The sequence below is a fragment of the Dactylosporangium sp. NPDC049742 genome, from assembly GCF_040674675.1.
Classification (GTDB): domain Bacteria; phylum Actinomycetota; class Actinomycetes; order Mycobacteriales; family Micromonosporaceae; genus Dactylosporangium; species Dactylosporangium maewongense.
This window is the reverse complement of record NZ_JBFANF010000021.1, coordinates 74211-97940: the sequence shown is the minus strand read 5'-3', so window position 1 is coordinate 97940 and position 23730 is coordinate 74211. Positions and strand designations below refer to the sequence as shown.

Below are 23730 nucleotides of genomic sequence, written 5' to 3'. Positions count from 1 at the left end.
ACGGCCGGCCCTGGTCTTCGTGGTAGGGCTGTCCCTACCCTGCCCGTGGCGGCGCCGGCCCGGGCGGAGGGTCAGCGGCGATCGAGAACCGTGTGTAGGTTGTCGCCGAGAGGCGGGCGGGCCCGTCTGTGACGACCCCACAGGAGTGCGCATGATCGCCCGATCCGCTGTCCGCCGTGCCCTGCTGGTGGCGTTCGCCGTCGTGTGCGCCGTGGCCGGCTCGCTGGTGACCGCCGCGCCGGGCCACGCGGCGCCCGCATACGCGTCGTTCAAGGTGCTGGTCTTCTCCAAGACGACCGGGTTCCGGCACGACTCGATCCCTGCCGGTGTCCAGGCCATCCGCGACCTGGGCGCCGCCAACGACTTCACCGTCGACGCCACCGAGGACGACGCGGTCTTCACCGATGCGGGTCTCGCCCCGTACCGGACGGTGGTCTTCCTGTCGACGACCGGCGACCCGGTCACCACCCAGGCCGGGAAGGACGCGTTCCAGCGGTACATCCAGCGCGGCGGCGGCTTCGTCGGGGTGCACGCGGCAAGCGACAGCGGCTACGCATGGGCCTGGTACGGCAAGCTCGTCGGCGCCTACTTCAAGGGGCACCCGGCCCCGCAGGCCGCCCGCCTCGTCGTCGAGGACACCGCGCACCCGGCGACGCAGGGGCTGGCCGCGTCGTTCACCCGGACCGACGAGTGGTACGACTTCCAGACCAACCCCCGCGGTGCCGTGCACGTGCTCACGTCGGTCGACAACACGTCCTACAGCGGCTCGACGATGGGCGGCGACCACCCCACCACGTGGTGCCAGAACTACGACGGCGGCCGGTCCTTCTACACCGCGCTCGGGCACACCGCCGAGAGCTACACCGAGGCCGCGTTCCTGCACATCCTGCTCGGCGGCATCCTCACCACCGCCGGCGCGGTCGCCGGGGACTGCGCGGTGCCCACCAACACCGTGATCAGCCTGCGGGCCCGGGCCAACAACAGGTACGTCACCGCTGAGAACGGTGGCGGCTCGCCGCTGATCGCCAACCGGACCGCGATCGGCCCCTGGGAGCAGTTCGACCTCATCGGCTGAGGCACGGCGAGCGTCCGCTACGTCGCGGCGGCGGTCACCGGTGCGGCGGTCAGCAGCCGGTCGACGGCGTCCGCGGACATCGGGCGGGCGAAGTGGTAGCCCTGCGCGGTCCGGTAGCCGAGCGCGGCGAGCCGCTGCGCCTGCTCCGGCACCTCGATCCCTTCCGCGACGACGTCCAGCCCGACCACCCGGGCCAGGGCCAGCACCGCGGCCGGCATCGCCCCGGCCCGTCCCGGGGCCGCACGCTGCACGAACGACCGATCGAGCTTGATCTCGTCGACCGGCAGGTGCTGCAGCAGCGTGAGCGACGACTGGTCGGTGCCGAAGTCGTCGAGGGCGACCCGGACGCCCATCCGGCGCAGCGCCTCCAGGTGCGTGACGGCGTCGCCCAGCGCCACGGCGGTGCTCTCGGTGATCTCGAGGGTGAGCCGGTGCGGCGCGAGGCCCGTGTCGGTGAGCACCGCGGCGACCCGGTCGGTGAAGGACGCATCGGCGAGCTGACGCGCGGAGACGTTGACGTTGACGGCGGCCGGTGCCAGCGGGCCGTGCTCGGCCGACCAGGAGGCCAGCTGCCGGCACGCCTCGCGCAGCACCAGATCGCCGACCGGCACGATGAGACCGGTCCGCTCGGCGACCGGGATGAACTCGGCCGGCGGCAGCGTCCCACGGGTCGGGTGCGCCCACCGCACCAGCGCCTCGACGCCGGTCATCCGGCCGTTGTCCAGCGACACGATCGGCTGGTACTCCACGAACAGCTCGCCGTTGTCGACGGCCTGGCGCAGCTGGGCGCCGAGCGCGGCCGAGCCGGCCACCGCACCGGCCATGCCGTCGGTGTACGGCAGGCAGTTGCTGCCACCGCCGTGCTTGGCGGCGTACATCGCGATGTCGGCCCGGCGCAGCAGCTCACCGGCGTCATCGCCGGGCCGGCCGCCGGCGATGCCGATGCTGGCGCGGACGAGCAGCTCGTGCCCGTCGGCCACGACCGGGTCGCCCAGGGCGGCGATCATCCGCTGCGCCACCTGTTCGGCGACGGCGGGGGTGACGTCGTCGAGGATCACCACGAACTCGTCGCCGCCCAGGCGCGCCACCACGTCGCCGGGGCGGACGGCCGCGACGAGGCGCCGGGCCACGGCGAGCAGCAGCGCGTCGCCGGCCGCGTGGCCGAGCGTGTCGTTGACGGTCTTGAAGTCGTCGAGGTCGACGAGCGCGACGCTGACGCCGTGCCCGGTCGTCGCTGACAGCGCCGCGGCGAGCCGGTCGTTGAACAGCGCCCGGTTGGGCAGCTGGGTGAGCGCGTCGTGGGTCGCGTTGTGGTCCAGGCGGGCGACCAGGCGGGCGTTCTCCCGGAACACCGTGATCTGCCGCCACACCACCAGCGCGGTCAACGCCACGGCGGCCACCGCCGCGAGGCGCTCGTCACCGTCTTCGGTGAAGATGGTGACCAGCAGCAGCGTGTCGACGGCAGCCACGGCGAGGTAGGGGAGGTTGCTCGACGGCCGGGTGCCCGTCTGGCGTCGCTGGCCCGGCGCGGTGGGCTCCTGCCATTGCCGTTTCGCCGCCGCCGTCGCGCAGATCATCACCAGGGGGACGGTGATCTGCGACAGCCCCAGGTGCGGCTGGTCCACGATGAACCGTTGCAGGAAGCCGCTGAGTGCGCCGCCGACCATGCCCGCGGCGAACAGGTGCAGCGCGCCACGCGCCACGAACATGTGCCCGGAGAGCGCGACCTTCGCGATGGCGAACACCGCGAGCAGCTCCAGGACGAGGGTGAAGCTGGCCGCGATCAGCGACGGCGCCCGGTAGTTGCCGGCCTCGAGCAGCGGGCGGGCCTGGTAATGCCACATGAACACCGTCGCCGCCACCAGCACCGTGCCGGCGTCCATGCCGATCCGCATCCGGTCGCCACGGCTGGTGGTGCCCAGCGGCAACCGCCACAGACCCCACAGCAGGGTCAGCACGGCGCTGCTGTACGCGGCCACGGTGACGGGGGAGAGGTCCTGGCTGGCGACGCCGCTGCCGAGCGCGTCGCGGGCGTTCGAGGCGACGCCGACCCCGGCCAGCGCCGCACAGATGGCCAGGTGCTTCCAGAAGCGCCGGGTCGGTGCGGGGAACCGGGCCGATCGCGTGATCCTCGCCGCGGCGAGCACCGGCACCACCACCGACAGGGGTCCCGCCAGCCACAGCAGCACCAGCGGGGTCCGGGGACCGGACAGGTTGACGGCGAAGACGGCCACGGCGAACGCCGCCAGCACGGTCGAGGCGAGCGTCGAACCGCCCGCCCTCTGGACGCGACGCTGGAGCCGCCGTGACATCACCAGCAGCTTCCCGTCATGCATCGCGGCCTCCGATCGAACACACAGCACTGCTGTCACCGTCGGCGGTCGCGGGCCGGCGCTGAGCGGATCCCCCATCCGCACCGCGATCGCAGCCCGACGGCAACGGCTCATCCCGACGGTCCCAAGCGGAACAGCGCGTCTTTTCGTCAGGTGTACCGGTCGTGCCGGTCGACGAACCGCCGGCCGTCGTGGCTGCGGACGGCGGGCGTGGGGTCTGCGCGGAGCGCGTCGAGGGTGCGCACGGCGAACACCTCGCTCATCCCTGCGGCGACCTGGTCGGCGGTCCACCAGTCGACGGCGGCCGCCTCCTCCGTCGCCGCCGGGGTGCCCGCGACGAGACGGGCCCGGAAGACGAGCGCGACGATGCCGACGGTCACGGTCTTGTAGATGCCCGTCAGCCGCTCCGGTTCGATCTCCATCCGGGTCTCCTCGAGCACCTCACGGCGGACGCCGGCCTGCGGGGTCTCGTCCAGCTCCAGGATGCCCCCGGGGATCTCCCATGCGCCGTTGTCGCGTCGCTGGATGACGAGCACCCGGCCGTCGTCGTCGGTGACCACCGCCGCGACGCTGACCGAGTGGCGTGGGAACTGGGTCATGGTTGTCCCTTCCTGTGGCCGGCGGGTCTGTCGGGTTCCCTGCGCTCGCTTGGTTTCGACGAAGATCAATTCTTAGCATCTGGTCATGTCCTGGTTACCAAGGTTGTGGCGCGCCCTTCCCGCCGGCCTCGTGCTGGTGGGGACGATTCTCCCGGCCGGCCCGGCGGTGGCCGCCCCCTGCACCGGTGTGACGTGCGTCCGGTACTACGCGGACATCACCGTCGCCGCGACGGTCGACCCGGCGACACCCGTCCTCGCCGGCGTGATCCACAGCTACACGGTCCGGGTGACCAACACGGGCTGGCGCGTCGGCGGGAACACCGCGCCGCGCCCGGGGATCGGCCCCGACTCCGGACCGGTGTACGTGCACCTCCGCCGCGCGCCGGGCGAACTGGACATCCTCTTCACCAACGACAGCGGGGTGCCCTTCGACTGCTTCCGGTGGGGCAGCGGCGCCGGCCACGTGGTCTGCCACGCCGAGAGCCTCCCGACGGGCACGACCAGCCAGTTCACGTACTACTTCCAGACCCCGGCCGTGCCGGGCACCTACCAGTTCGGCATCGACGTCGACAGCTACCAGTGGACCGAGTACGACGAGACCAACAACGCGATCTCGCTGACCTACAGCGTGGGCTGACCCCGCCGGGCCGTCACGGTCTGGCAGCGTCCGCCGGTCGGCTCGGGGTGCCGACCGCGCTGCCCGAGTGCCGCCGACCGCCCACCGCGGGCGGTCGTAGCGCCGTGTGCGTCCCGCACGGCGGAAAATTGTCGCCGGGAGTGGCAAGGTTCCGCCGGTGCGCGGCGTATGTAGCGGCGGAGGTGCACTACGTGGATGCAGTGACCAAGTACGAGTTCACCGAGTTCGTGGAGCAACGAAGTCACGCGCTGTTCCGGTTCGCGTACGCGCTGACCGGTGCGCAACACACCGCTGAGGATCTGCTGCAGGGGGCGCTGGCCAAGGCGCTCATGAAATGGTCGAGCATCACCGACCAACCCGAGCCTTACGTCAAGCGGATCGTGTACCGCGACTGGGTCTCCGGGTGGCGGCACCGCAGCCGCCGGCCCGAGACGCTGATGGCCACGCCGCCCGAGGAGGTCATCGCCGACCCGAGCGAGCGTTCCGACCTGCGGCTGGTGCTCCGCGAGGCGCTGCGGGTGCTGACCCCGCGGCAACGGGCGGTCATCGTGCTGCGCTACCTCGACGACATGACGGAGCAGCAGGTCGCCGACCTGCTCGGCTGCTCGACCGGCACCGTCGCCAGCCTGACGTCGCGGGCGCTGTCCAAGCTGCGCGGCGCCGCCGCCAGTTTCCCGGCCCTGAATGGAGTACCGCTGTGAACAGCCCATTCGACACCGCGCTGCGGGGTGCGCTCGAGGATCTGGTGGACGAGGCCAAGCCGGTCGACCTCGCCGGACCGGCGGTGCGCCGGTACCGGCGGCTGCTGTGGCGGCGCCGCGCGCTGGTCGGGATTGCCGGGGTGGCGGCGGTCGGCGCGCTCGCGATCCCCTACGCCGTGCTGCCCGACGACACGGCGGCACCGATCACGCCCGGCGCGGTCGCCAGTTCGGCGCCGGCGCAGCCGACGACCAGGCCGGCGACCCCCAGCGCCCCGCCCACGCCGGGCCCGACACCGGCGTTCTCGGCCGGACCGGTGGACGTCGGCGGTGGTCTTGTCATCGTGGCCGCGCCGGTGCACAACGGCACCCTGGTCCTGAACCGGAGCAAGGGCAGCTACCGCACCGTCCAGTACGGCAACGTCCGTCCGGCACCGTCGGGCGACCTCGCCGCCGTGGTCAACGGCCAGAACGTGGGCATTCTGAACGTCGGCACCGGCAAGGTCCGCTGGGTCACCGGGCCGAAGATCGTCAGCGCCACACCGGACTGGTCCCCGGACGGCACGCAGCTGGTGTACGCGACGAACGGCACCGAACCGGACAGCATTCAGATGGCGGTCGCCGACGTCGCCGCGGCCACCGCGAGGAACGTCGGCCCCAACATCGTGTGCCTGGAGCAGTGCGCGCCCGGCTGGCGATCCAACGGCACCGAGCTGACCCAGAAGCTCATTGACGACGGCACAGCCGTGTACTCGGTGGCGACCGGCACGCGCGTCGGCGACACCGTGCCGGGCGCGGTCCCGGGCCGCCGTTCGTGGTCGCCTGACGGCAGGTTCGTCGTCGCTGCCCAGGGTCGGCAGGCCGCCGTGATCGACCTGTCGACCCGGCAGCCCGTGCTCACCCTGCAGGATGACGCGCGCACGGTGTACTGGACGGGCGCGGACGAACTGGCCGTGGCCCGCCCCGACGGTGTGGTCCTGCTCGGCCTCGACGGCGCGGTCCGCCGCATCACGCCGCTGCCCGCCGACGTGGTCCCGGACGAGGCCACCTCCCTGGTGCTCGGCCGCCCCTGACCCCTGCTGCCCTGCCCTGCCTCGGCCGGGCAGGGCAGCAGTCGGCTTGACGCATGCCGTTATCGGAATATGATTACCGGCGTGGCACGAGCAGCGACGACGTCGGACACGTTCAACGCGATCGCCGAGCCGCAGCGCCGGGACATCCTGGCGCTGCTGCGGGCGGGTGAGCGGCCGGTGACCGACCTGGCCCGGGAGCTGGGGATGAGCCAGCCGGGGGCGTCCAAGCACCTGCGGGTGCTCCGGGAGGTGGGGCTGGTGCGGGTCCGCGAGGTGGGCAAGCAGCGCCTCTACGGCCTGGACGCCCGCGGGCTGCGGCCGATCCACGAGTGGGTCGGCGGGTTCGAGCAGTTCTGGAACGAGAGCTTCGACCGGCTGGACACCTACGTGCAGGAGCTCAAGCAGACACGGCAAGGGGATTGATCGATGGCAGTGGCAGGGCAAAATGCGACGGCCGACCGGGAGGTCGTGATCTCCCGGATCATCGACGCACCGCGGGAGCTGGTGTTCGAGGCGTTCACAGAGGTCCGGCACCTGTCGCGGTGGTGGGGTCCGGACGGGTTCACCACCTCCACGCGGTCCTTCGACTTCCGCGAGGGCGGGGTCTGGGACTTCGTGATGCGCGGGCCGGACGGGACCGACTACTCCGAGTGGATCACCTGGACCGGGATCGTCCCGCCCGAGCGGATCGCGATGCTGCACGGCGAGTCCCGCGACGACCCGAACGCCTTCGAGTCGGTCCTGACGTTCGAGCCGGACGGCGCGGCGACCCGGATCGAGATGCGCACGGTGTTCCCCACGAAGGAACTGCGCGACGAGGCGGTCGAGAAGTACCACGCGATCGAGGGCGGACGGCAGACCCTGGGCAACCTGGCTGCCTACGTCACCGAGCTCGTCCGGACGGGAGCCGAGAGCTGATGGCCGGGAAGGTGTTCTTCAGCGTGTCGATGTCGCTGGACGGGTTCATCGCGCCCGCGTCCGCCGGGGAGCTGATGGGGCGGCAGTGGATGGAGCTGCAGCGGTGGATCTTCCCGCAGCGGTTCTTCCGGGAGAACCTCCACCTGGGCGGGGGCGGCGAGGAAGGGCGCGACAACGACATCGTGCGGGAGACGTTCGAGCGCACCGGCGTGAGCGTGATGGGCAAGCGCATGTTCGACGCCGGCGAGCAGATGTGGCCGGAGGAGGCGCCGTTCCACACGCCGGTCTTCGTCGTGACGCACGAGAAGCGTGACCCCTGGGAGCGGCCGGGCGGGACCACGTTCCACTTCGTCAACGACGGCATCGAGTCCGCGCTCGACCAGGCCCGCGTGGCCGCCGGCGACCGCGACGTCCGCATCGCCGGCGGCGCCGAGACGATCCTGCAGTACGTGAACGCCGGCCTGATCGACGAGTGCTCGATCGCGCTGTCGCCCGTGCTGTTCGGCTCCGGAATCCGCCTGTTCGACGGCGTGGACGCGGCGCGCGTGGCCCTGGAGCCGGTCCGCTCGGAGCACTCCCCGAGGGTGACGCACCTGACCTACGCCGTGCGCCAGCGGTAGCCGGGGCACCACGGCCAGCGCGGCGGGCGCGTCCAGGTCGGACGTGCCCGCCGCCGGTGTCAGACGGCCGGTCAGGCGCCGCGCACCCAGTCCAGGGAGAACCGGGTGAAGATGATGCCGCCGGTGTTGCCGATCTCGTACAGGTCCGCGACCTGCCCGTCCGCCAGCACCGCCATCGTGGAGTAGCCGGCGGCGCCGGGCTTGAGCAGCGCCCGGGTCGGCCACGTCGCCCCGTTGTCGGTGGACAGCCGCACGGTGAGGTTGTTGCGGGCGCTCGAGCTCGCGTTGTTGCTGAACAGCACGGTGCTCGTGCGGGCCGGCGCGCCGTTCGACCCGACGTCGGAGGGGCGCAGGTAGCTCAGCTCGTCGGCGTTGCAGCCCGGGTCGGGCAGCAGGCTGTTCGCCGTCGCGGCACCGAAGGTGACACCGCCGTCGGTGGACGTGGAGTAGTAGCGGCTGCGGACGCTGTCGTGGCGCATGTTCTGCACCACGGCGCCGGTACCGCGTTCGACGGCCTTGCTCTCGTTGATGGCAGCGCCGGCCGAGCCGCCCCGCCGCCACGTCGCGCCGTGGTCGTCGCTGTACACGTTGCCGGCGTTGCTGACGCCGTTCGCGTCACGGTAGGAGACGGGCTGGATCAGCCGTCCCGAGCTGGTCTGGATGCCGTGGCCGGAGGAGAAGAAGACCTGCTTCCACGCCGGGTCCTTCGCCTGCGGGTTGAGCTCGACGGGGGCGCCCCAGGTCGCGCCGTGGTCGGTGCTCTTGATGTAGCGCAGGTGCAGGCTGTCGGGATCGGTGGCGGTGTTGACGCCCGAGCCGGCCGACCAGTAGCTGATGCCGGGCCTGGGGGAGTAGGTGAAGAAGACGTAGACGGCTCCGGTGGTGCGGTCGACCAGCACGCTGGGGTCGCCGACACCCTCGGTGACGGTGGCCGCGTGGTGGATGATGCGCGGCTGTTCGAAGCTGGCGCCGCCGTCGGTGCTGCGCATCATGGCGATCTGGATGTTGTTGTCGCCGCCGCCGAGGTCGTAGCTGCCGTTGACGCGGGCGTCGGCGACGGCGATCACGGTGCCGTTGTTCGTCACGGCCATGCCGGGGATCCGGACGGAGGCCACGGTGCCGTCGTAGGCGCCGCTCGGTCCGTTGAGCCCGCGGATCACGCTCTGCGTCGTCAGCACCGTGACGGCGTTCATCTTGGGGGTGCCGTCGGCCAGGCCGCAGGTGGCGGTGCCCTGGTTCGTCAGGTCGAATCCGGTCGCGGTGGTGCGCAGCGTGTACGCGGTGCCCGCCGGGACGGTCCAGTACAGCTGCGCGTTGCCGCCCGCCGCCACCGTCGTGGTCCACGGGGAGCCGGACCGGCCCGGCCACGTGGTGGTGAACGTCGTCGCGGCGCCCGTCCGGTTCTCCAGCGTGAGCTGCAGCCGGCCGGCGGTGCAGTCCATGCTGGTCAGCGCGGACATGCCGGTGCCGCAGTGGAAGATCCCGGCGGCCGTGGTGTCCAGCCCGGTCGGGGTGGTGGTGCGCAGGTTGTACGCGGTGCCCGGGGCGAGGGTCCAGTAGTGCAGGAAGGAACCACCGGCGGGGACCGTGCGCGTCCACGGCGAGCCGGAACGCCCCGGCCAGGTGACCGTGTACGTCTGCGCGGCGGTGCTGGTGTTGACGAGGTTCAGCGTCAACCGGCTGGCGGCGCAGTCGGCGCCGGCCACCGCGATGACGCCGGCGGGGGCGGCGGCCTGGGCGGAGGCGGCCGGCAGCACGGCGGTGAAGGTGAGCGCCGCGGCGAGCGCGGTCGCGGCTCGGATCAAACCTCTCGGATGTGGCACATCGGCTCCTTCGGATGCATGACCACGGGGGTTGATGTCATCGGACGTACGATGTCCGATGACCATAGGGTGGTGTGGATGCACCGTCAAGACGCCGAAGGGCCGCCGGACGTGCCCGGCGGCCCTTTCGAGATCGGTGGTGACTCAGTCGCGGGCAGGCTCCGCCGCGGACCGGGTGGCGGCGGCGATCCGCTGGCGGACCGGGGCGTAGTGCGCCACCACGGCGGCGGCGAACGCCGCCGCGTCGCGCTGGCGGACCGCCTCGACCATGGCCCGGTGTGCCGCGACGGTGTCGGCCTTCTCCTCGCGGTTGGCGATGCCCAGGTACGGCGCGACGATCGTGTAGACGTCCCAGAACGCACCGTTGAGCTGGGTGATCAGCTGGTTCCCCAGGGGCTGCATGAGCAGGTCGTGAAACGCGCGGTCGGTGTCCACGAGCGACTCGCCGGCGCCGCCCGCCTCGAGCTGGTCGACCAGGCCGTCGAGCTCGGCCAGCTGCCCGTCGTCGAGCCGCTCGATGATCCTTCCGGCCATGCCCTGCTCGAAGAGCTGGCGCACCTCGATGAGGTCGAGCAGGACCTGGAAGTCGTCCTCGGGGCTGAGCAGGCCGCGGAACGTGAGGCTCTCCACCAGCGACGACAACGACAGCCGGCCCACGAACATGCCGAAGCCGTGCCGCACCTCGACGATGTCCAGCGCGGCGAGCGTCTTGATCGCCTCCCGCAGGCTGGACCGGCTCGCGTTGAGCGCCTCGCACAGCTCGGCCTCGGTGGGCAGGGAGTCGCCGGGCTTCAGGCGGTTCTCGATGATGTACGTCTTGATCTGCTCGGTGACCGCGTGCCGCAGCAGCGCGCGGTTGGCCCGTACCGGCTTGATGTCCGTGCGCATGGCGTTTCCGATCGTCCGCTGCCAGAAGTGCTGGCCATGCTAACAAAGCATCCGACATCAGACATCCGTTGCTGTCCGGCGAGGGCTAGCGGAATGTCAGGCGTATGATGTCTGATGTCATGACAGTGGTGCCCTCGGGTACGAGTTCAGGGAGGGTCAACTCTCATGCGCACGGACATCAAACCGGTCCGTCCGGACCGCACGCCGCTGCGGCAGGCGGTGACGGACCGCATCAAGACGTACATCATCGACAACCGGCTCAGACCCGGCGACTCGCTGCCGACCGAGGCCGAGCTGTGCGAGGCGCTCAACGCGAGCCGGTCCAGCCTGCGGGAGGCGATCAAGACCCTCGCGGCGCTGGACATCGTCGAGGTACGGCACGGCTCGGGCACCTTCGTCGGGCGGCTGTCGCTGTCGTCGCTGGTGGAGAGCCTGGCATTCCGCGGCCTGCTCAGCCCCGGGGACGATGTGCGGGCGCTGCTGGACCTGGTGGAGGTCCGCCAGCTGTTCGAGGAGGGCATGGCCGGGCGGATCATCGAGCGGCTCGACGAGGCGCACGTGGCCAGCCTCGAGCGTGCGGCGTCGGAGCTGGAGCGGTGCGCGCCCGGCAGCGCGCCGCAGATCGAGGCCGACCGCCACTTCCACCGGCTGCTCATGGAGCCGTTGGACAACCAGCTCGTCAGCCAGCTCACCACCGCCTTCTGGGACGTGCACGCCATCGTCGCGCCGTATCTGGGCATGTCCAGCCCGCAGGAGGACGCCGAGGCCATGGCCGCGCACCGGGCCATGGTGGAGGCCGCCCGCCGGCGTGACGTGGACGCGTTCGCCGCCGCCGTAGTGCAGCACTATGCGCCGGTCCGCCGGCGGATCGCCGCCGCCGACCCGGGCTGACCGCTGCGGACGTCGCCCCGGACTCCAGTGGTCTGTGGCGGTCTCGGTGCGCGCTAGGGTCCGAGAGAATGAATACGCAGCGTGATGTGTGCCGCCGTCCGGTGGGTGCGTCGCGCTGTCCTGTCACGGCTGCGGGCGGATCGGCGCGCGGCCGGTGATGCACGCTGCCACCAGGCATGTCACGTCTTCGTCGGCGACCGTCGGGTTCCTTGGGCGGAGCGTGTCGGCACGGCGGGCCGCCGGAATCGATGTTGCGCATCCGTTACAGATGGTTCTCGCCGCGGCCTTGACTCAGCCCTGGCAGGCTTCTAGCGTACCGCTCACATTGATCAGACATACGATGTCTTACAACCTCGGGAGTGGGCATGAAGAACAGCTTCGAAGGCGTGTCCCGGCGCGACCTTCTGCGGTACACGGGAGTCCTCGGCGCGGCGACCGCCATCACCGCCGGCCTCGGCGCCTGCGGTGACGGCGAAGACACCACGAGCGGCGCCGGCGGCGGCCCGGCCGGCAAGACGATCGAGGCCACGCTCGCCTTCACCCTGTCCAGCGCGTTCGATCCGATGAACGCCTCCAGCGCGGTGGCCACGGCGGTGAACCAGCACGTCTTCGAGGCGCTGATCGACCTCGACCCGATCACGCGGGAGCCGTACCTGGCCCTGGCGGGCGCGCAGCCGACGCCCAGCGCCGACGGCCTGACCTGGACGGTGACCCTGCGCGAGGGCGCGAAGTTCTCCGACGGCACGCCGGTGACCGCCGAGGACGTGGCGTGGTCGTTCCAGCGGGCGATGGACCCGGCCAACAAGGCGCTCATGGCGGGCTTCATCACCTTCCTCGACAAGGTCACCGCCAAGGACCCGCGCACCGCGGAGTTCACCCTCAAGCACCCGTTCAGCCTGTTCCCGCAGCGGATCGCGGTCATCAAGATCGTGCCGAAGGCGAAGACCGGCGACGCCGCGGCGTCCAAGGCGTTCGACACCGCACCGACCGGCTCGGGCCCGTTCACCGTGGTCAGCGCCAACGCCACCGCCGGCGTCGTGATGGGCATCAACGCCGCCTACAACGGCTCACGCCCGGCGAAGGTCGAGAAGATCACGCTGCGGACCAGCTCGGACGGCACCGCCCGGCTCAACGACCTGCGGGGCGGCTCCTCCCAGGCGATCGAGGCCGTGCCCTACCTCGACGTCAAGGCGCTCAGCGGCGGCGACCGCAAGGTCGAGGAGAAGCAGGCCTTCAACCACATGTTCCTGATGTTCAACTGCACGGCCGCGCCCTTCAGCGACAAGCGGGTGCGCCAGGCGCTGCACTACGCCATCGACAAGGACAAGGTCATCAAGACCGCGCTCCAGGGCTACGGCACGGCGGCGACGAGCTACCTCGACGCGGGCAACGCCGGCTACCAGCAGGCCGGCACCGTCTACAACTACGACCCGGACAAGGCCAAGAGCCTCCTCGCCGCGGCGGGCGCGAGCAACCTGTCGTTCGAGCTGCACACCACCGACGCGGCGTTCATCAAGGACAGCGCCCCGATCGTCATCGACGCCTGGAAGGCGATCGGGGTGAACGCCACGCTCAACACCATGCCGTCCTCGGCGATCTACGGCACCGTCGTGCCGGGCCCGAACTTCCGGGTCCTCGCCGCCTCCGGCGACCCGACGACCTTCGGCCCGGACGTGGACCTGCTGCTGCGCTGGTTCTACCTCAACCAGACGTGGACCAAGGACCGGCACCGCTGGACCAACGAGCAGGCCAAGCAGTGCGCGCAGCTCATCGAGTCGGCCGCGAAGGCCTCCGGCGCCGAGCAGAAGGCGATCTGGAAGCAGGCGCTGGACATCATCGCCGACGAGGTCCCGCTGTACCCGGTGTTCCACGTCAAGATGGTGACCGCGCACGACCCGAAGAAGCTCAAGAACTTCCAGGGCGCGTCGACCACCGGCCTGTACTTCCTCAACGCGTCGCGGGCGTGAAGCCTCGCCCCCTGAGGTTTGAGCGAATGCCGCCGGACGCCGGCCGGACCGGTGCTCCCGGCCCGGCTGTGACCCCGGCGGCGCACCCCGACAACGGAAGGAGCGGCGGGTGAACGCAATCCTCGGCATCGTCCTGCGCCGGCTCTCGGCGCTCGTCCCGCTGATGCTCGGCATCATCCTGTTCATCTTTCTCGTCATGGCGCTGTCACCGAACAACGCGGCGATCTCCGTGCTGGGCAACCAGGCGACGGCGGAGCAGATCGACGCGTTCAACAAGGCCAACGGCCTGGACCGGCCGCTGCTGGTGCGCTACCTGGACTACCTGTGGTCGCTGCTGCAGGGCGACCTCGGCAACACCTTCTCCCTCAACGTGCCGATCAGCTCGGTGATCTCCGCGGCGCTGCCCGTCACGTTGCAGCTGACCTTCCTCGGCGTCCTCGGCGCGATCGTGGTGGCCCTCGTGCTCGGACTGACCGGAGCGCTCTACCGGGACCGCTGGCCCGACCAGCTCACCCGGCTGCTGTCGATGGCGGGCATCTCCATCCCGTCGTTCTGGCTGGCGATCCTGCTCATCCAGCAGCTGTCGACGATCGGCGGCGGATCGCTGCCAAGCGGGCACTACGTGCCACCGTCGGAGTCGTTCGGCGGCTGGCTGCAGCACATGATCCTGCCCGCCGTCGCCCTGGCCGTGCCGGTCGGATGCGCGCTGGCCCGGGTCGTGCGCACCTCGATGGTGGAGGAGCTCGACAAGGACTACGTGCGCACCGCGATCGGCGCGGGGCTGCCACCGATCGTGGTGGTCGGCCGCAACGTGCTGCGCAACGCCCTGCTGACCCCGATGACCGTCCTCGGTCTGCAGGTCGGCTACCTGATCGGTGGCGCGATCATCATCGAGGCCATCTTCACGCTGCCGGGCATGGGCACGCAGATCATGAGCGCGGTGCAGCAGAACGACATCGGGCTGGCCCGGGGACTGGTGATCGTCATCGCGCTCGGCTTCGTCATCGTGAACCTCGTCGTCGACCTGCTGTACCTGGCGGCGAACCCCCGATTCCGAGGAGCGCAGGCATGATCGCGCGTGCCGTTCACGCCGTCGGCTCCGGCGTCCGCCGGCTGCCGCTGCCGGCCAGGATCTGCCTCGGCCTGCTGCTGGTGGTCGTCGCGGTCGGGGTCGCCGCGCCGTGGCTCGTCCGGCACGACCCGACGCAGGTCGCCCTCGCCGCGCCGTCGACCGGCCCGAACGGTGACTTCTGGTTCGGCGTCGACCGGCTCGGCCGGGACATCTTCTCCCGCCTGGTCGCCGGCACCCGGCGCTCGCTGATCGTCGGCTTCTGCTCCGCCGGGCTGGCGTTGCTGGCCGGGGCGATCCTCGGCGCGGTCGCGGCCACCAGCCGCCGCGCCGCCGACGAGATCATCATGCGGGTGCTGGACGTCGTGATGGCGTTCCCCACCATCGTGCTCGCGGCGATCCTGGTCGTCGCGTACGGCAACGACAGCCTCCCGGTCCTGGTGGGTGCCATCGGGTTCGTCTTCACCCCGCAGATCGCGCGGCTGGTCCGGGCCAACGTCGCCGCCCAGTACCACGAGGACTACGTCGCCGCCGAGCGCGTGATCGGCGCCGGGCGCTGGCACATCGTCGTGCGGCACGTCGCCCGCAACTGCGCGGCGCCGATCCTGGTGTACGCGACGATCATGGTGGCCAACGCGATCGTCTTCGAGGCGTCGCTGTCGTTCATCGGCGGCGGTCTGCAGCCGGAGGCGGGCCCGTCGTCCTGGGGCAGCGTCATCGCCTACGGGCAGCAGCTGCTGGCCAGCAAGGGCTGGTGGGCGACCTTCTTCCCCGGCCTGCTGATCCTGCTGACCGTGCTGAGCCTCAACATCCTGGCGGAGGGCATCTCCGACGCCTGGGCGGCACCGGCCGGCCGGCGCCGCAGCGGGTCCGGCGAGCCGCTGGACAAGGCGGTCGCCGGTGACCGCACGCCGGTCGCCCTGCCGGGCCTGGCCGAGGCGGCGGCCCGGATCGCCGCCGCGGCCCGTCCGCCGGTCACCGCGGCGCCCGTGCTGTCCGTGCGCGACCTCCGCGTCGGCTTCCCCGGCAGCCACGACGGCGTCGACATCGTCGACGGGGTGAGCTTCGACGTGCGCCCCGGCGAGGTGCTCGGGCTCATCGGCGAGTCCGGTTGCGGCAAGTCGCTCACCGCGCTGACGCTGATGGGCCTGCAGCCGCGCGGCGCCCGGGTCGGCGGCACCGTCGACTTCGCCGGCACCGACCTGCTCACCCTGCGCGGCGCCGCCCGGCGGGCCGTGACGGGCCGGCAGGTCGCGATGATCTACCAGGACGCGCTGTCGGCGCTCAACCCGTCGATGACCGTCCGGGCACAGCTCAAGCAGGTCATCCGCCGCGGCGGCACGCGCACGGCACCGGAGCTGATGACGCTCGTCGGGCTGGATCCGGCCCGGACACTGTCGTCCTACCCGCACGAGCTGTCCGGCGGGCAGCGGCAGCGCGTCGTCATCGCGATGGCGCTGGCCCGCGACCCGAAGCTGGTCGTCGCGGACGAGCCGACCACCGCGCTGGACGTCACCGTCCAGGCGCAGGTCATCGAGCTGCTGCTGCGGCTGCGTGCCGAGCTCGGCTTCGCGCTCGTCCTCGTCTCGCACGACCTGGCACTGGTCAGCGACGTCTGCGACCGGATCGCGGTGATGTACGGCGGGCACATCGTCGAGCACGGCGCCACCGCGGCCGTCCTGGCCGCGCCGGCCCATCACTACACCCGTGGGCTGCTGGGCTCGGTGCTGTCGCTGGAGTCGCAGGCGCCGAGGCTGGTGCAGATCAGCGGCACGGTGCCCTCGCCCGCGGACTTCCCGGCCGGCTGCCGCTTCGCCGACCGCTGCCCGAGCGCGACCGAGCGCTGCGACCGGCAGCGCCCGGTGCTCGCCGAGCTCAACGGTCACCTGGCGGCCTGCCACCACCCGGCACCACGCGACAACGATGTGAAGGTGGCTGTCCAATGACCGCACCGTCCCCCGTGAACCTGGGGAGCCTGGCGGAGCTGCGTGAGGTCAGCGTCGAGCACCGGGCGCCCGGCGGCTCGCTGTTCAACCGCGACCGCGTGCACGCCCTCACCGGCGCGGACGTCACCGTCGCGCCCGGCGAGACCGTGGGCGTCGTCGGCGAGTCCGGCTGCGGCAAGTCGACCCTGGTGAAGGTCCTCGTCGGCCTGCAGCGGCCGACCGCGGGCACGGTCCTGCTCGGCGGCCGCGACATCTGGCGGCTGGGCACCACCGAGCGGCGCCGGCACATCGGCCGGACCGTCGGGATGGTCTTCCAGGACCCGTCGACGTCGCTCAACCGCCGCCTGCCCGTCGAGCGGATCATCGCCGATCCGCTGGACGTGCAGCGGTGGCGCAGCCCGCGGGACCGGCAGCAGCGCGTCGGGGAGTTGCTGCACCTCGTCGGCCTGCCGTCGTCGGCCCGCGACGCGCTGCCCGCGCACCTGTCCGGCGGGCAGCGGCAGCGGGTGGCGATCGCCCGCGCGCTCGCCCTGGAGCCGGCGCTGCTCGTCGCCGACGAACCGACCTCCGCGCTGGACGTGTCGGTGCGGGCGCAGATCCTCAACCTGCTCATGGACCTGCGCGAGCGGCTCGGGCTCGCCATGGTGTTCGTGTCGCACGACCTGCAGACGGTCCGGCGCGTGTCGGACCGGATCGTCACCATGTACCTCGGCCGCGTGGTCGAGGAGCTGCCGGTCGCGCGCATCGAGCGGGGGCGTCACCCGTACACGCAGGCGCTGTTCTCCGCGACACCCGGACTGCTGCGGCCGATGCGCCCGATCCCGCTGACCGGCCCGGTCCCGTCCGCGGTGCGTCCGCCGTCGGGCTGCCCGTTCCGCACCCGGTGCTGGCGCGCCACCGACACGTGCGCCACCGCGATGCCGCCCTACGCCGAGGACAGCGCCGACCCGGCCCAGCGGTACCGCTGCTACCACCCTGTCACCGATTACTCGGATCTTCACCACGTCGCCGGCTCGGCGGACGGTGCCGATCGATCCACTGAGGAGCACGTATGACCAGCACCATCACCCCCACGACCGCAGCGGCACCCACGGCGGGATCCGCGGCGTCCAGGGGACTGACCGGCGTGGTGCCGCCGGTGTGCACCCCGCTCACCCCGGATCTGGAGGTGGACGTCGCGTCGCTGCTGCGCCTGGTCGACTTCCAGCTGGCCGGCGGCGTGGACGGGTTGTTCGTGCTCGGCTCCTCCAGCGAGGTGGCGTTCCTGCCGGACCGGCACCGCGCCACGGTCGTCGACGCGGTCGTGCGGCACGTCGCCGGGCAGGTGCCGGTGCTGGTCGGGGTCATCGACATGACGACCCTGCGGGTGCTCGACCACGCGCACCGGGCCGTGCGCGCCGGCTGCGCCGGCATCGTCGTCACCGCGCCGTTCTACACGCGGACCCACCCGGCGGAGGTCGAGCTGCACCTGCGGCGCGTCGCCGAGCAGTGCCAGACCCCGGTGTACGCCTACGACCTGCCGGTGTCGGTGCACACCCGGCTCGACCCGGAAATGCTCCTGCGGCTCGCCGCCGACGGGGTCCTCGCCGGGCTCAAGGACTCCACCGGCGACGACGCCGGGCTGCGGGACCTGCTGACCGCGCGCGACGACGCCGGGCTGTCCACGTTCAGTGTGCTCACCGGCTCGGAGCTGACCGTCGACAACGCGCTGCGGATGGGCGCCGACGGGGTGGTGCCCGGCCTGGGCAACGTCGACCCGCACGGGTACGCGACGCTCTACCGGCACGCGGTGGCCGGCGAGTGGGACCTCGCGGCCCGCGAGCAGGAGCGGCTGCTGCGGCTGATGCGGATCGTGCACGTAGGCTCGGCGGCGCGGATGGGCCGCGGATCCTCGGCGCTGGGTGCGTTCAAGGCGGCCCTGCGGCTGCGCGGCGTCATCGACCACGCGGTCACCGCGCCGCCGCAGATCCAGCTCGACGAGGCCGAGATCGACGCCGTGCGGCGCACGCTGGTGGCGACGGGCCTGCTGTGACCGGAGGAACCACTGGCCGGCGCCGCGCGTGGATCGCGGTCGACATCGGCGGCACGAAGATCGCGGCGGGGCTGGTCGAGGACACCGACCGGGTCCTGGAACGCGCCCAGGTCGGCACACCGAGCGGCGGCCCGGCGATCCTCGACGCCACCGCGCAGCTCGTCCGGGAGATGCGGGGGCACGCCGAGCGGTGGGGGGTCGAGGTGGGCGCCGCCGGCGTCGGCGCCCCCGGCGTCATCGACCCGGCGACCGGGACGGTCCGCTCGGCCACCGACATCGTGCCCGGCTGGGCCGGGACCGCGGTGGGCGCCGAGCTGTCCGCCCGCACGGGCCTGCGGACCGCCGTCGCCAACGACGTGCGCGTCGCCGCGATGGGCGTGGCGCGGGACCCGGCGGTCGCGCCGTTCCGGGACGTCCTGCACGTCTCGATCGGCACCGGTGTCGGCGGCGCCCTGCTGCGGCACGGTGCCGCGGTGGCGGGTCCGCACGCCAGCGCCGGTGAGGTGGCGCATCTGCTCGTCCCCGTGCGCGGCGCGATCCCGTGCGGCTGCGGGCGCATGGACCATCTCGAGGCGGCGGTCGCGGGTCCGGCCATCGCCGCGGTGTACGCGCGGCACGTGGGCGTCGACGCGCTGCCGCTCACCGAGGTCGTGGCGCGGCTGCGCGCGGGCGACCGGGTCGCGGACATCGTGGTCCGCGGCGCGGGGCACCTGCTCGGTCGTGCCCTGGCCGGCCTGGTCGCCGCCGTGGACGTCGACGCGGTGACCCTCGGCGGCGGTGTCGCGCTCAACGTCGCCGAGTTCAGCGGCGCCGTCGGCGAGGCGTTCCGCGAGGAGGCGCTCCCGCCGCTGCGGTCCGTGCCCGTCCTGGTGCCGGCCACCGGCGCCGACACCGTGCTGCTGGGGGCGGCGCACCTGGCCCGCACCGCCGTTGCCGCGCACCGCTGAACCTCTCGCCATCTGTACAGGAGCAACATGAACCTCACCGATCTCATGACGGCGATCCGCGGTGGACTCGTCGTGTCGTGCCAGGCCGGTCCCGCGCATCCGTTGCGGGACACGGCCACGATCCGCCGCCTCGCCGAGGCCGCCGTGCTCGGCGGCGCCACCGCCGTGCGGTGCGGCGGGGTCGGTGGCCTGGCCGATGTCCGTGCCGTCGCCGACGCCGTCACGGTGCCGGTCATCGGGCTGACGAAGCGTGGCGACAGCGGCGTGTTCATCACGCCGACCGTCGCCGACGCGCTGGAGGTGCTGGCGGCCGGGGCGGACGTCGTGGCGACCGACGCCACGGCCCGTCCCCGCCCGGACGGCGCTTCCCTGCGTGACACCGTCCGGGCGGTGCACGGCGCCGGCGGCCTCGTCATGGCCGACGTGTCCACAGTGGATGAAGGGATCGCGGCGGCTGCCTGCGGCGCGGACCTCATCGCCACCACGCTGTCGGGGTACACCCCGCACAGCAGGCAGCTCACCGGCCCCGACCTCGCCCTCGTGCGCGAGCTGGCCGCCGAGGTGCCGTCGGTGCCGGTCGTCGCCGAAGGGCGCTACCACCGGCCCGAGCACGTCCGGCAGGCCCTGGACGCGGGCGCGGCCGCCGTGGTTGTCGGCACCGCGATCACCGATCCGGCCTGGATCACCAGCAGGTTCGCCGAGGTGACCGACCGATGACGCCGGCGCCGCTCGGGCGGCCCCCGTTCGACCCGGCCGTCGGCACGGTGCTGGAGCGGATGCGCGCCGAGGGCACCCTGGTCCCGGTGACCGCGGACCAGATCGCCGGGCGTCGCGCGAGCGCCGTGCCGGAGGACCTCTCGGCGTTCCCGGTCGACCGGCGGGACCTGACCATCGCCGGCCATCAGGGCGCGGCCCTGCGGGTGTCGGTGTTCCGCGGGTCCACTGTGAATGGACCGGCGCCGGTGCTGCTGCACTTCCACGGCGGCGGCATGATGCTGGGGGACCGCTTCGCCGGCATGTCCGCCGTGCTGCCCTGGGTGGTCGAGCACGGTGCGGTGGCCGTGACCGTCGACTACCGGCTCGCCCCCGAGCACCCGGACCCGGTCCCGGTGGAGGACTGCTACGCGGCGCTGCGCTGGGTCGCCGGGCACGCCGCCGAACTCGGTGCCGACCCGGCCCGGATCGTGCTCGTCGGGGCCAGCGCCGGCGGTGGCCTGGCGGCCGGCGTGGCGCTGCTGGCCCGCGACCGAGGGGGACCGGCGCTGCTCGGGCAGATGCTGATCTGCCCGATGCTCGACGACCGGGACCAGACCGTGTCGATGCGGCAGTTCGACGGTGTCGGCGCCTGGGACCGGGGCAGCATCCGCACCGGCTGGACCGCCCTGCTCGGCGACCGCCGGGGCACCGGGGACGTGTCGATCTACGCGGCACCCGGCCGCGCGACCAGCCTCGCGGGCCTGCCGGCGACGTTCATCGACGTGGGCTCGGCCGAGGTCTTCCGGGACGAGGACGTCGCCTTCGCCACCCGGATCTGGGCCGACGGCGGTGTCGCGGAGCTGCACGTGTGGCCGGGCGGCACGCACGGCTGGGACCAGCTCGTCCCGCGGTCGCCGATGGCCCGCCAGGCCGTGCGGGCCCGTGACGGGTGGATCGCCCGGCTGCTGCGGCGGTGACCGGCAGGGCCGGGCAGCACGGGGCGTCCAGGCCCTGCATGGTCACCGCGCGGTGCGGAGGGCATGCTGGACGCGCCCGCCGCTCGAACGACCATGCCTGGAGCGTCCATGACCGCGCTGCCCCGTGCCGCCGCGCTGACCCTCGCGCAACGGATCCGCCTGCTCTCCGGCGGTGACGTCTGGCGGACCCGGGCGCTGCCCGAGGCCGGCGTGCCGGCCGCCGTGCTGAGCGACGGGCCGCACGGCCTGCGGTTCCAGGCCGACGCCGGCGACCACCTCGGCGTCACCGGTAGCGAACGGTCCACCTGCTTCCCGACGGCGGTGACCATCGCCAGCGCCTGGGACGAGGACCTGGCGGAGCAGATCGGGCAGGCCCTGGCCGTCGAGGCGCGGGCCCTGGGCGTCGACGTGGTGCTCGGGCCGGGCCTGAACATCAAGCGGCATCCGCTGTGCGGCCGGAACTTCGAGTACTTCTCCGAGGACCCGCTGCTCAGCGGCCGGCTTGCCGCGGCGATGGTGACCGGCCTGCAGCGCCACGGGGTCGGGGCCTGCCTCAAGCACTTCGCGGTCAACAACCAGGAGTCCCACCGGTTCGTCGTCGACGCGGTCGTCGACGAGCGGACCCTGCGCGAGCTGTACCTGTCCGGCTTCGAGCACGCGGTGCGGGCCAGCCGGCCGTGGCTGGTCATGGCGGCGTACAACAACGTCAACGGCCACCCGGCGACCCAGCACCACCGCCTGCTCACCGGCATCCTGCGCGACGAGTGGGGCTTCGACGGCCTCGTGGTGAGCGACTGGGCCGCCACCAACGACCGGGTCGCCGCCGTCGCCGCCGGCATGGATCTGGAGATGCCCGGCAGCCACGGCCTGTTCGACCGTGAGGTCGAGGAGGCGGTCACGTCCGGGCGCCTGCCCGCCGAGCTGGTCACCGAGTCCGCCCAGCGGGTGCTCGACCTGGTGGCGAGGTCGGCGCGGTCGGCGCGGGCCAAGGGTCCCGCGATCCCCGTCGACGACCACGACGCCCTGGCCCGCCGCGCCGCCGCCGAAGGCACCGTGCTGCTCACCAACGACGGCGTCCTGCCGTTGGACCCCGGCCGCTCGGTCGCGCTGATCGGCGCGTTCGCGGAACATCCCCGGTACCAGGGCAGCGGCAGCTCCCAGGTCGCCCCGACCCGGATCAGCACCGCCCTGGACGAGCTGACCCGCCGCGGCGTGACCGTCACCTACGCGCCCGGGTACGACCCCGTCCACACGCGCCCCGAACCCGACCTGATCGCCGAGGCCGTCGCCGCCGCCCGTGCCGCCGACGTCGCCGTCGTCATGGTCGGGCTGCCGCCGGCCAAGGAGAGCGAAGGGTTCGACCGCACCGACCTCGCGCTGCCCCCGCAGCACGACGAGCTCGTCGCGGCCGTCTGCGCGGCCAACCCGCGCACCGTCGTCGCGCTGTCCAACGGCGCGCCGGTGCTCATGCCGTGGAAGGACGCCCCGGCGGCGATCGTCGGGTCCTACCTCGGCGGTCAGGCCGGTGGCGCGGCGCTCGCCGACGTGCTCTACGGCGACGTCGAACCGTCCGGGAGGCTGGCCGAGTCGTTCCCGGCGTCGCTGGAGGACGTCGCCGCGGACCCGTACTTCCCCGGCGACCCGCACCAGGTCGAGTACCGGGAGGGCCTGTACGTCGGCTACCGGTACCACACGACCGCACAGCGTGAGCCGCTGTTCCCGTTCGGGCACGGGCTCAGCTACACCACCTTCGGCTGGGACGGCATCGGCGTGGACCGCGCCACCGTCCAGGCCGGCGCCGACGTCACCGTCACCGTGACCGTCACCAACACCGGTCCGCGGCCGGGCGCCGACGTCGTGCAGATCTACCGGCACGACCGCACCGGGGTCGTCGCCCGCCCCCGCCGCGAGCTCGCCGGGTTCGCGAAGGTCCACCTGGAGCCGGGGGAGCGGCGCGCCGTCACCGTCACCGTCGCGGCGCGGGCGTTCGCGTTCTACGACGTACGCGCCGCCGACTGGCGGATCCCGTCGGGCGCCCACGACCTGGAGGTGGCGCGGTCCAGCGCGGACGTGGTCGGCGTGGTCACGATCACGGTGGAGGGCGGCGTCAGCGCCGCCGCCGAGCCCGCCGGTGCGCCGCTGGTCGCCGCCGACGACGAGCAGTTCGAGCGGCGGCTGGGGCACCCGGTCCCGCGGCCCCGGCCGGTGCGTCCCTTCACCCGCCAGTCGACCCTCGACGAGGTCGGCACGACCCGCCCCGGCCGGCTGCTCAAGGCGATCCTGTGGCGGATGGCCCCGATCGACGACGACGTCCGGGCGGACCCGGCCACGCTCGCCATGTACGAGCACGGCATCAACGAGCTGCCGCTGCGCGGCGCTGCCATCTTCTCCGACGGCCGCCTGCGCCTGGGCACCGTCGACGCGCTCGTGCACCTGTTCAACGGGCAACCGGGCCGGGCCGCCGCCCGCGCGCTGACCTCGCTCGCCACGGCGGTGCGCCGGCGGGTGGGCCGGCGGTGACCGGCACGGTGGCGAGAAACT

At 72.7% G+C, this 23730-nt stretch carries 21 protein-coding genes; 17 read left to right on the top strand and 4 right to left on the bottom strand.

The window, feature by feature from the left end; all coding sequences use genetic code 11:
• Nucleotides 1-151 precede the first annotated feature (151 nt).
• On the top strand, nt 152-1075 hold the full coding sequence (locus AB0J72_RS25285) for a ThuA domain-containing protein (RefSeq protein ID WP_363402648.1): 924 nt from the start codon (nt 152-154) through the stop codon (nt 1073-1075).
• Between the two features lie 17 nt (nt 1076-1092).
• On the opposite strand, the gene AB0J72_RS25280 is transcribed toward AB0J72_RS25285, so the two are convergent.
• A complete protein-coding gene (locus tag AB0J72_RS25280) occupies nt 1093-3411 on the bottom strand; it encodes an EAL domain-containing protein (protein ID WP_363402646.1) in 2319 nt (772 codons plus the stop codon).
• A gap of 146 nt (nt 3412-3557) precedes the next feature.
• Complete coding sequence (locus AB0J72_RS25275; RefSeq protein ID WP_363402644.1) at nt 3558-4007, bottom strand: NUDIX domain-containing protein; 450 nt, start codon at nt 4005-4007, stop codon at nt 3558-3560.
• An 85-nt stretch (nt 4008-4092) separates the two neighbouring features.
• Between AB0J72_RS25275 and AB0J72_RS25270 the strand changes: the two genes are divergently transcribed.
• From AB0J72_RS25270 to AB0J72_RS25245, 6 genes are all read left to right on the top strand, one after another.
• Complete coding sequence (locus AB0J72_RS25270; RefSeq protein WP_363402642.1) at nt 4093-4644, top strand: hypothetical protein; 552 nt, start codon at nt 4093-4095, stop codon at nt 4642-4644.
• A 191-nt stretch (nt 4645-4835) separates the two neighbouring features.
• Entirely contained in the window at nt 4836-5345 is a 510-nt protein-coding gene (locus AB0J72_RS25265; RefSeq protein ID WP_363402640.1) for a SigE family RNA polymerase sigma factor, read from the top strand.
• Nucleotides 5342-6415 carry a hypothetical protein gene (locus AB0J72_RS25260; protein WP_363402638.1) on the top strand — a complete coding sequence of 358 codons (1074 nt, stop codon included), beginning with the start codon at nt 5342-5344 and terminating at the stop codon, nt 6413-6415. The genes AB0J72_RS25265 and AB0J72_RS25260 overlap by 4 nt, the downstream gene beginning before the upstream one ends.
• 81 nt (nt 6416-6496) lie before the next feature.
• Entirely contained in the window at nt 6497-6838 is a 342-nt protein-coding gene (locus tag AB0J72_RS25255; RefSeq protein WP_344500278.1) for a metalloregulator ArsR/SmtB family transcription factor, read from the top strand.
• A 3-nt stretch (nt 6839-6841) separates the two neighbouring features.
• The gene (locus AB0J72_RS25250) at nt 6842-7333 is read left to right on the top strand and encodes an SRPBCC family protein (RefSeq protein ID WP_363402635.1); all 492 of its coding nucleotides are present in this window, start codon (nt 6842-6844) and stop codon (nt 7331-7333) included.
• Entirely contained in the window at nt 7333-7953 is a 621-nt protein-coding gene (locus AB0J72_RS25245) for a dihydrofolate reductase family protein (RefSeq protein WP_363402633.1), read from the top strand. The genes AB0J72_RS25250 and AB0J72_RS25245 overlap by 1 nt, the downstream gene beginning before the upstream one ends.
• Before the next feature lie 71 nt (nt 7954-8024).
• Here AB0J72_RS25245 and AB0J72_RS25240 read toward each other — a convergent pair whose 3' ends face one another.
• Nucleotides 8025-9776, bottom strand: coding sequence for an exo-alpha-sialidase (locus AB0J72_RS25240; protein ID WP_363402631.1), 1752 nt, complete (start codon nt 9774-9776; stop codon nt 8025-8027).
• A gap of 144 nt (nt 9777-9920) precedes the next feature.
• Nucleotides 9921-10664, bottom strand: a complete 744-nt coding sequence (locus AB0J72_RS25235) for an FCD domain-containing protein (protein ID WP_363402629.1) — start codon at nt 10662-10664, stop codon at nt 9921-9923.
• Nucleotides 10665-10829: 165 nt separating this feature from the next.
• Here AB0J72_RS25235 and AB0J72_RS25230 point away from each other — a divergent pair, with 165 nt between their 5' ends.
• The 10 genes from AB0J72_RS25230 to AB0J72_RS25185 all read left to right on the top strand — a co-directional run bounded on the left by AB0J72_RS25230 (nt 10830) and on the right by AB0J72_RS25185 (nt 23709).
• Nucleotides 10830-11555 (top strand): FadR/GntR family transcriptional regulator, encoded by a 726-nt coding sequence (locus AB0J72_RS25230; protein WP_363402627.1) that lies wholly within the window; start codon nt 10830-10832, stop codon nt 11553-11555.
• Between the two features lie 365 nt (nt 11556-11920).
• On the top strand, nt 11921-13522 hold the full coding sequence (locus AB0J72_RS25225; RefSeq protein ID WP_363402625.1) for an ABC transporter substrate-binding protein: 1602 nt from the start codon (nt 11921-11923) through the stop codon (nt 13520-13522).
• 109 nt (nt 13523-13631) lie between these two features.
• Nucleotides 13632-14594 (top strand): ABC transporter permease, encoded by a 963-nt coding sequence (locus tag AB0J72_RS25220; protein WP_363402623.1) that lies wholly within the window; start codon nt 13632-13634, stop codon nt 14592-14594.
• The gene (locus AB0J72_RS25215) at nt 14591-16537 is read left to right on the top strand and encodes a dipeptide/oligopeptide/nickel ABC transporter permease/ATP-binding protein (RefSeq protein WP_363402621.1); all 1947 of its coding nucleotides are present in this window, start codon (nt 14591-14593) and stop codon (nt 16535-16537) included. Before AB0J72_RS25220 ends, AB0J72_RS25215 begins: the two co-directional genes overlap by 4 nt.
• On the top strand, nt 16534-17592 hold the full coding sequence (locus tag AB0J72_RS25210; RefSeq protein WP_363402619.1) for an ABC transporter ATP-binding protein: 1059 nt from the start codon (nt 16534-16536) through the stop codon (nt 17590-17592). The genes AB0J72_RS25215 and AB0J72_RS25210 overlap by 4 nt, the downstream gene beginning before the upstream one ends.
• Nucleotides 17589-18569: a dihydrodipicolinate synthase family protein gene (locus AB0J72_RS25205; RefSeq protein WP_363402616.1), complete on the top strand. Its 981-nt coding sequence runs from the start codon at nt 17589-17591 to the stop codon at nt 18567-18569. The genes AB0J72_RS25210 and AB0J72_RS25205 overlap by 4 nt, the downstream gene beginning before the upstream one ends.
• A complete protein-coding gene (locus tag AB0J72_RS25200) occupies nt 18566-19516 on the top strand; it encodes an ROK family protein (RefSeq protein WP_363402614.1) in 951 nt (316 codons plus the stop codon). Before AB0J72_RS25205 ends, AB0J72_RS25200 begins: the two co-directional genes overlap by 4 nt.
• 27 nt (nt 19517-19543) lie before the next feature.
• A complete protein-coding gene (locus AB0J72_RS25195; protein WP_363402612.1) occupies nt 19544-20233 on the top strand; it encodes an N-acetylmannosamine-6-phosphate 2-epimerase in 690 nt (229 codons plus the stop codon).
• The gene (locus tag AB0J72_RS25190) at nt 20230-21189 is read left to right on the top strand and encodes an alpha/beta hydrolase (RefSeq protein ID WP_363402610.1); all 960 of its coding nucleotides are present in this window, start codon (nt 20230-20232) and stop codon (nt 21187-21189) included. The genes AB0J72_RS25195 and AB0J72_RS25190 overlap by 4 nt, the downstream gene beginning before the upstream one ends.
• Before the next feature lie 108 nt (nt 21190-21297).
• The gene (locus tag AB0J72_RS25185; RefSeq protein WP_363402608.1) at nt 21298-23709 is read left to right on the top strand and encodes a glycoside hydrolase family 3 C-terminal domain-containing protein; all 2412 of its coding nucleotides are present in this window, start codon (nt 21298-21300) and stop codon (nt 23707-23709) included.
• Nucleotides 23710-23730: the final 21 nt, after the last annotated feature.

Bases quoted from the DNA above. Each gene is read 5' to 3' on its own strand.
- AB0J72_RS25285 (WP_363402648.1), top strand. From the start codon at position 152: ATGATCGCCCGATCCGCTGTCCGCCGTGCCCTGCTGGTGGCGTTCGCC.
- AB0J72_RS25280 (WP_363402646.1), bottom strand. From the start codon at position 3,411: ATGCATGACGGGAAGCTGCTGGTGATGTCACGGCGGCTCCAGCGTCGC.
- AB0J72_RS25275 (WP_363402644.1), bottom strand. From the start codon at position 4,007: ATGACCCAGTTCCCACGCCACTCGGTCAGCGTCGCGGCGGTGGTCACC.
- AB0J72_RS25270 (WP_363402642.1), top strand. From the start codon at position 4,093: ATGTCCTGGTTACCAAGGTTGTGGCGCGCCCTTCCCGCCGGCCTCGTG.
- AB0J72_RS25250 (WP_363402635.1), top strand. From the start codon at position 6,842: ATGGCAGTGGCAGGGCAAAATGCGACGGCCGACCGGGAGGTCGTGATC.
- AB0J72_RS25245 (WP_363402633.1), top strand. From the start codon at position 7,333: ATGGCCGGGAAGGTGTTCTTCAGCGTGTCGATGTCGCTGGACGGGTTC.
- AB0J72_RS25235 (WP_363402629.1), bottom strand. From the start codon at position 10,664: ATGCGCACGGACATCAAGCCGGTACGGGCCAACCGCGCGCTGCTGCGG.
- AB0J72_RS25230 (WP_363402627.1), top strand. From the start codon at position 10,830: ATGCGCACGGACATCAAACCGGTCCGTCCGGACCGCACGCCGCTGCGG.
- AB0J72_RS25225 (WP_363402625.1), top strand. From the start codon at position 11,921: ATGAAGAACAGCTTCGAAGGCGTGTCCCGGCGCGACCTTCTGCGGTAC.
- AB0J72_RS25215 (WP_363402621.1), top strand. From the start codon at position 14,591: ATGATCGCGCGTGCCGTTCACGCCGTCGGCTCCGGCGTCCGCCGGCTG.
- AB0J72_RS25210 (WP_363402619.1), top strand. From the start codon at position 16,534: ATGACCGCACCGTCCCCCGTGAACCTGGGGAGCCTGGCGGAGCTGCGT.
- AB0J72_RS25205 (WP_363402616.1), top strand. From the start codon at position 17,589: ATGACCAGCACCATCACCCCCACGACCGCAGCGGCACCCACGGCGGGA.
- AB0J72_RS25195 (WP_363402612.1), top strand. From the start codon at position 19,544: ATGAACCTCACCGATCTCATGACGGCGATCCGCGGTGGACTCGTCGTG.
- AB0J72_RS25190 (WP_363402610.1), top strand. From the start codon at position 20,230: ATGACGCCGGCGCCGCTCGGGCGGCCCCCGTTCGACCCGGCCGTCGGC.
- AB0J72_RS25185 (WP_363402608.1), top strand. From the start codon at position 21,298: ATGACCGCGCTGCCCCGTGCCGCCGCGCTGACCCTCGCGCAACGGATC.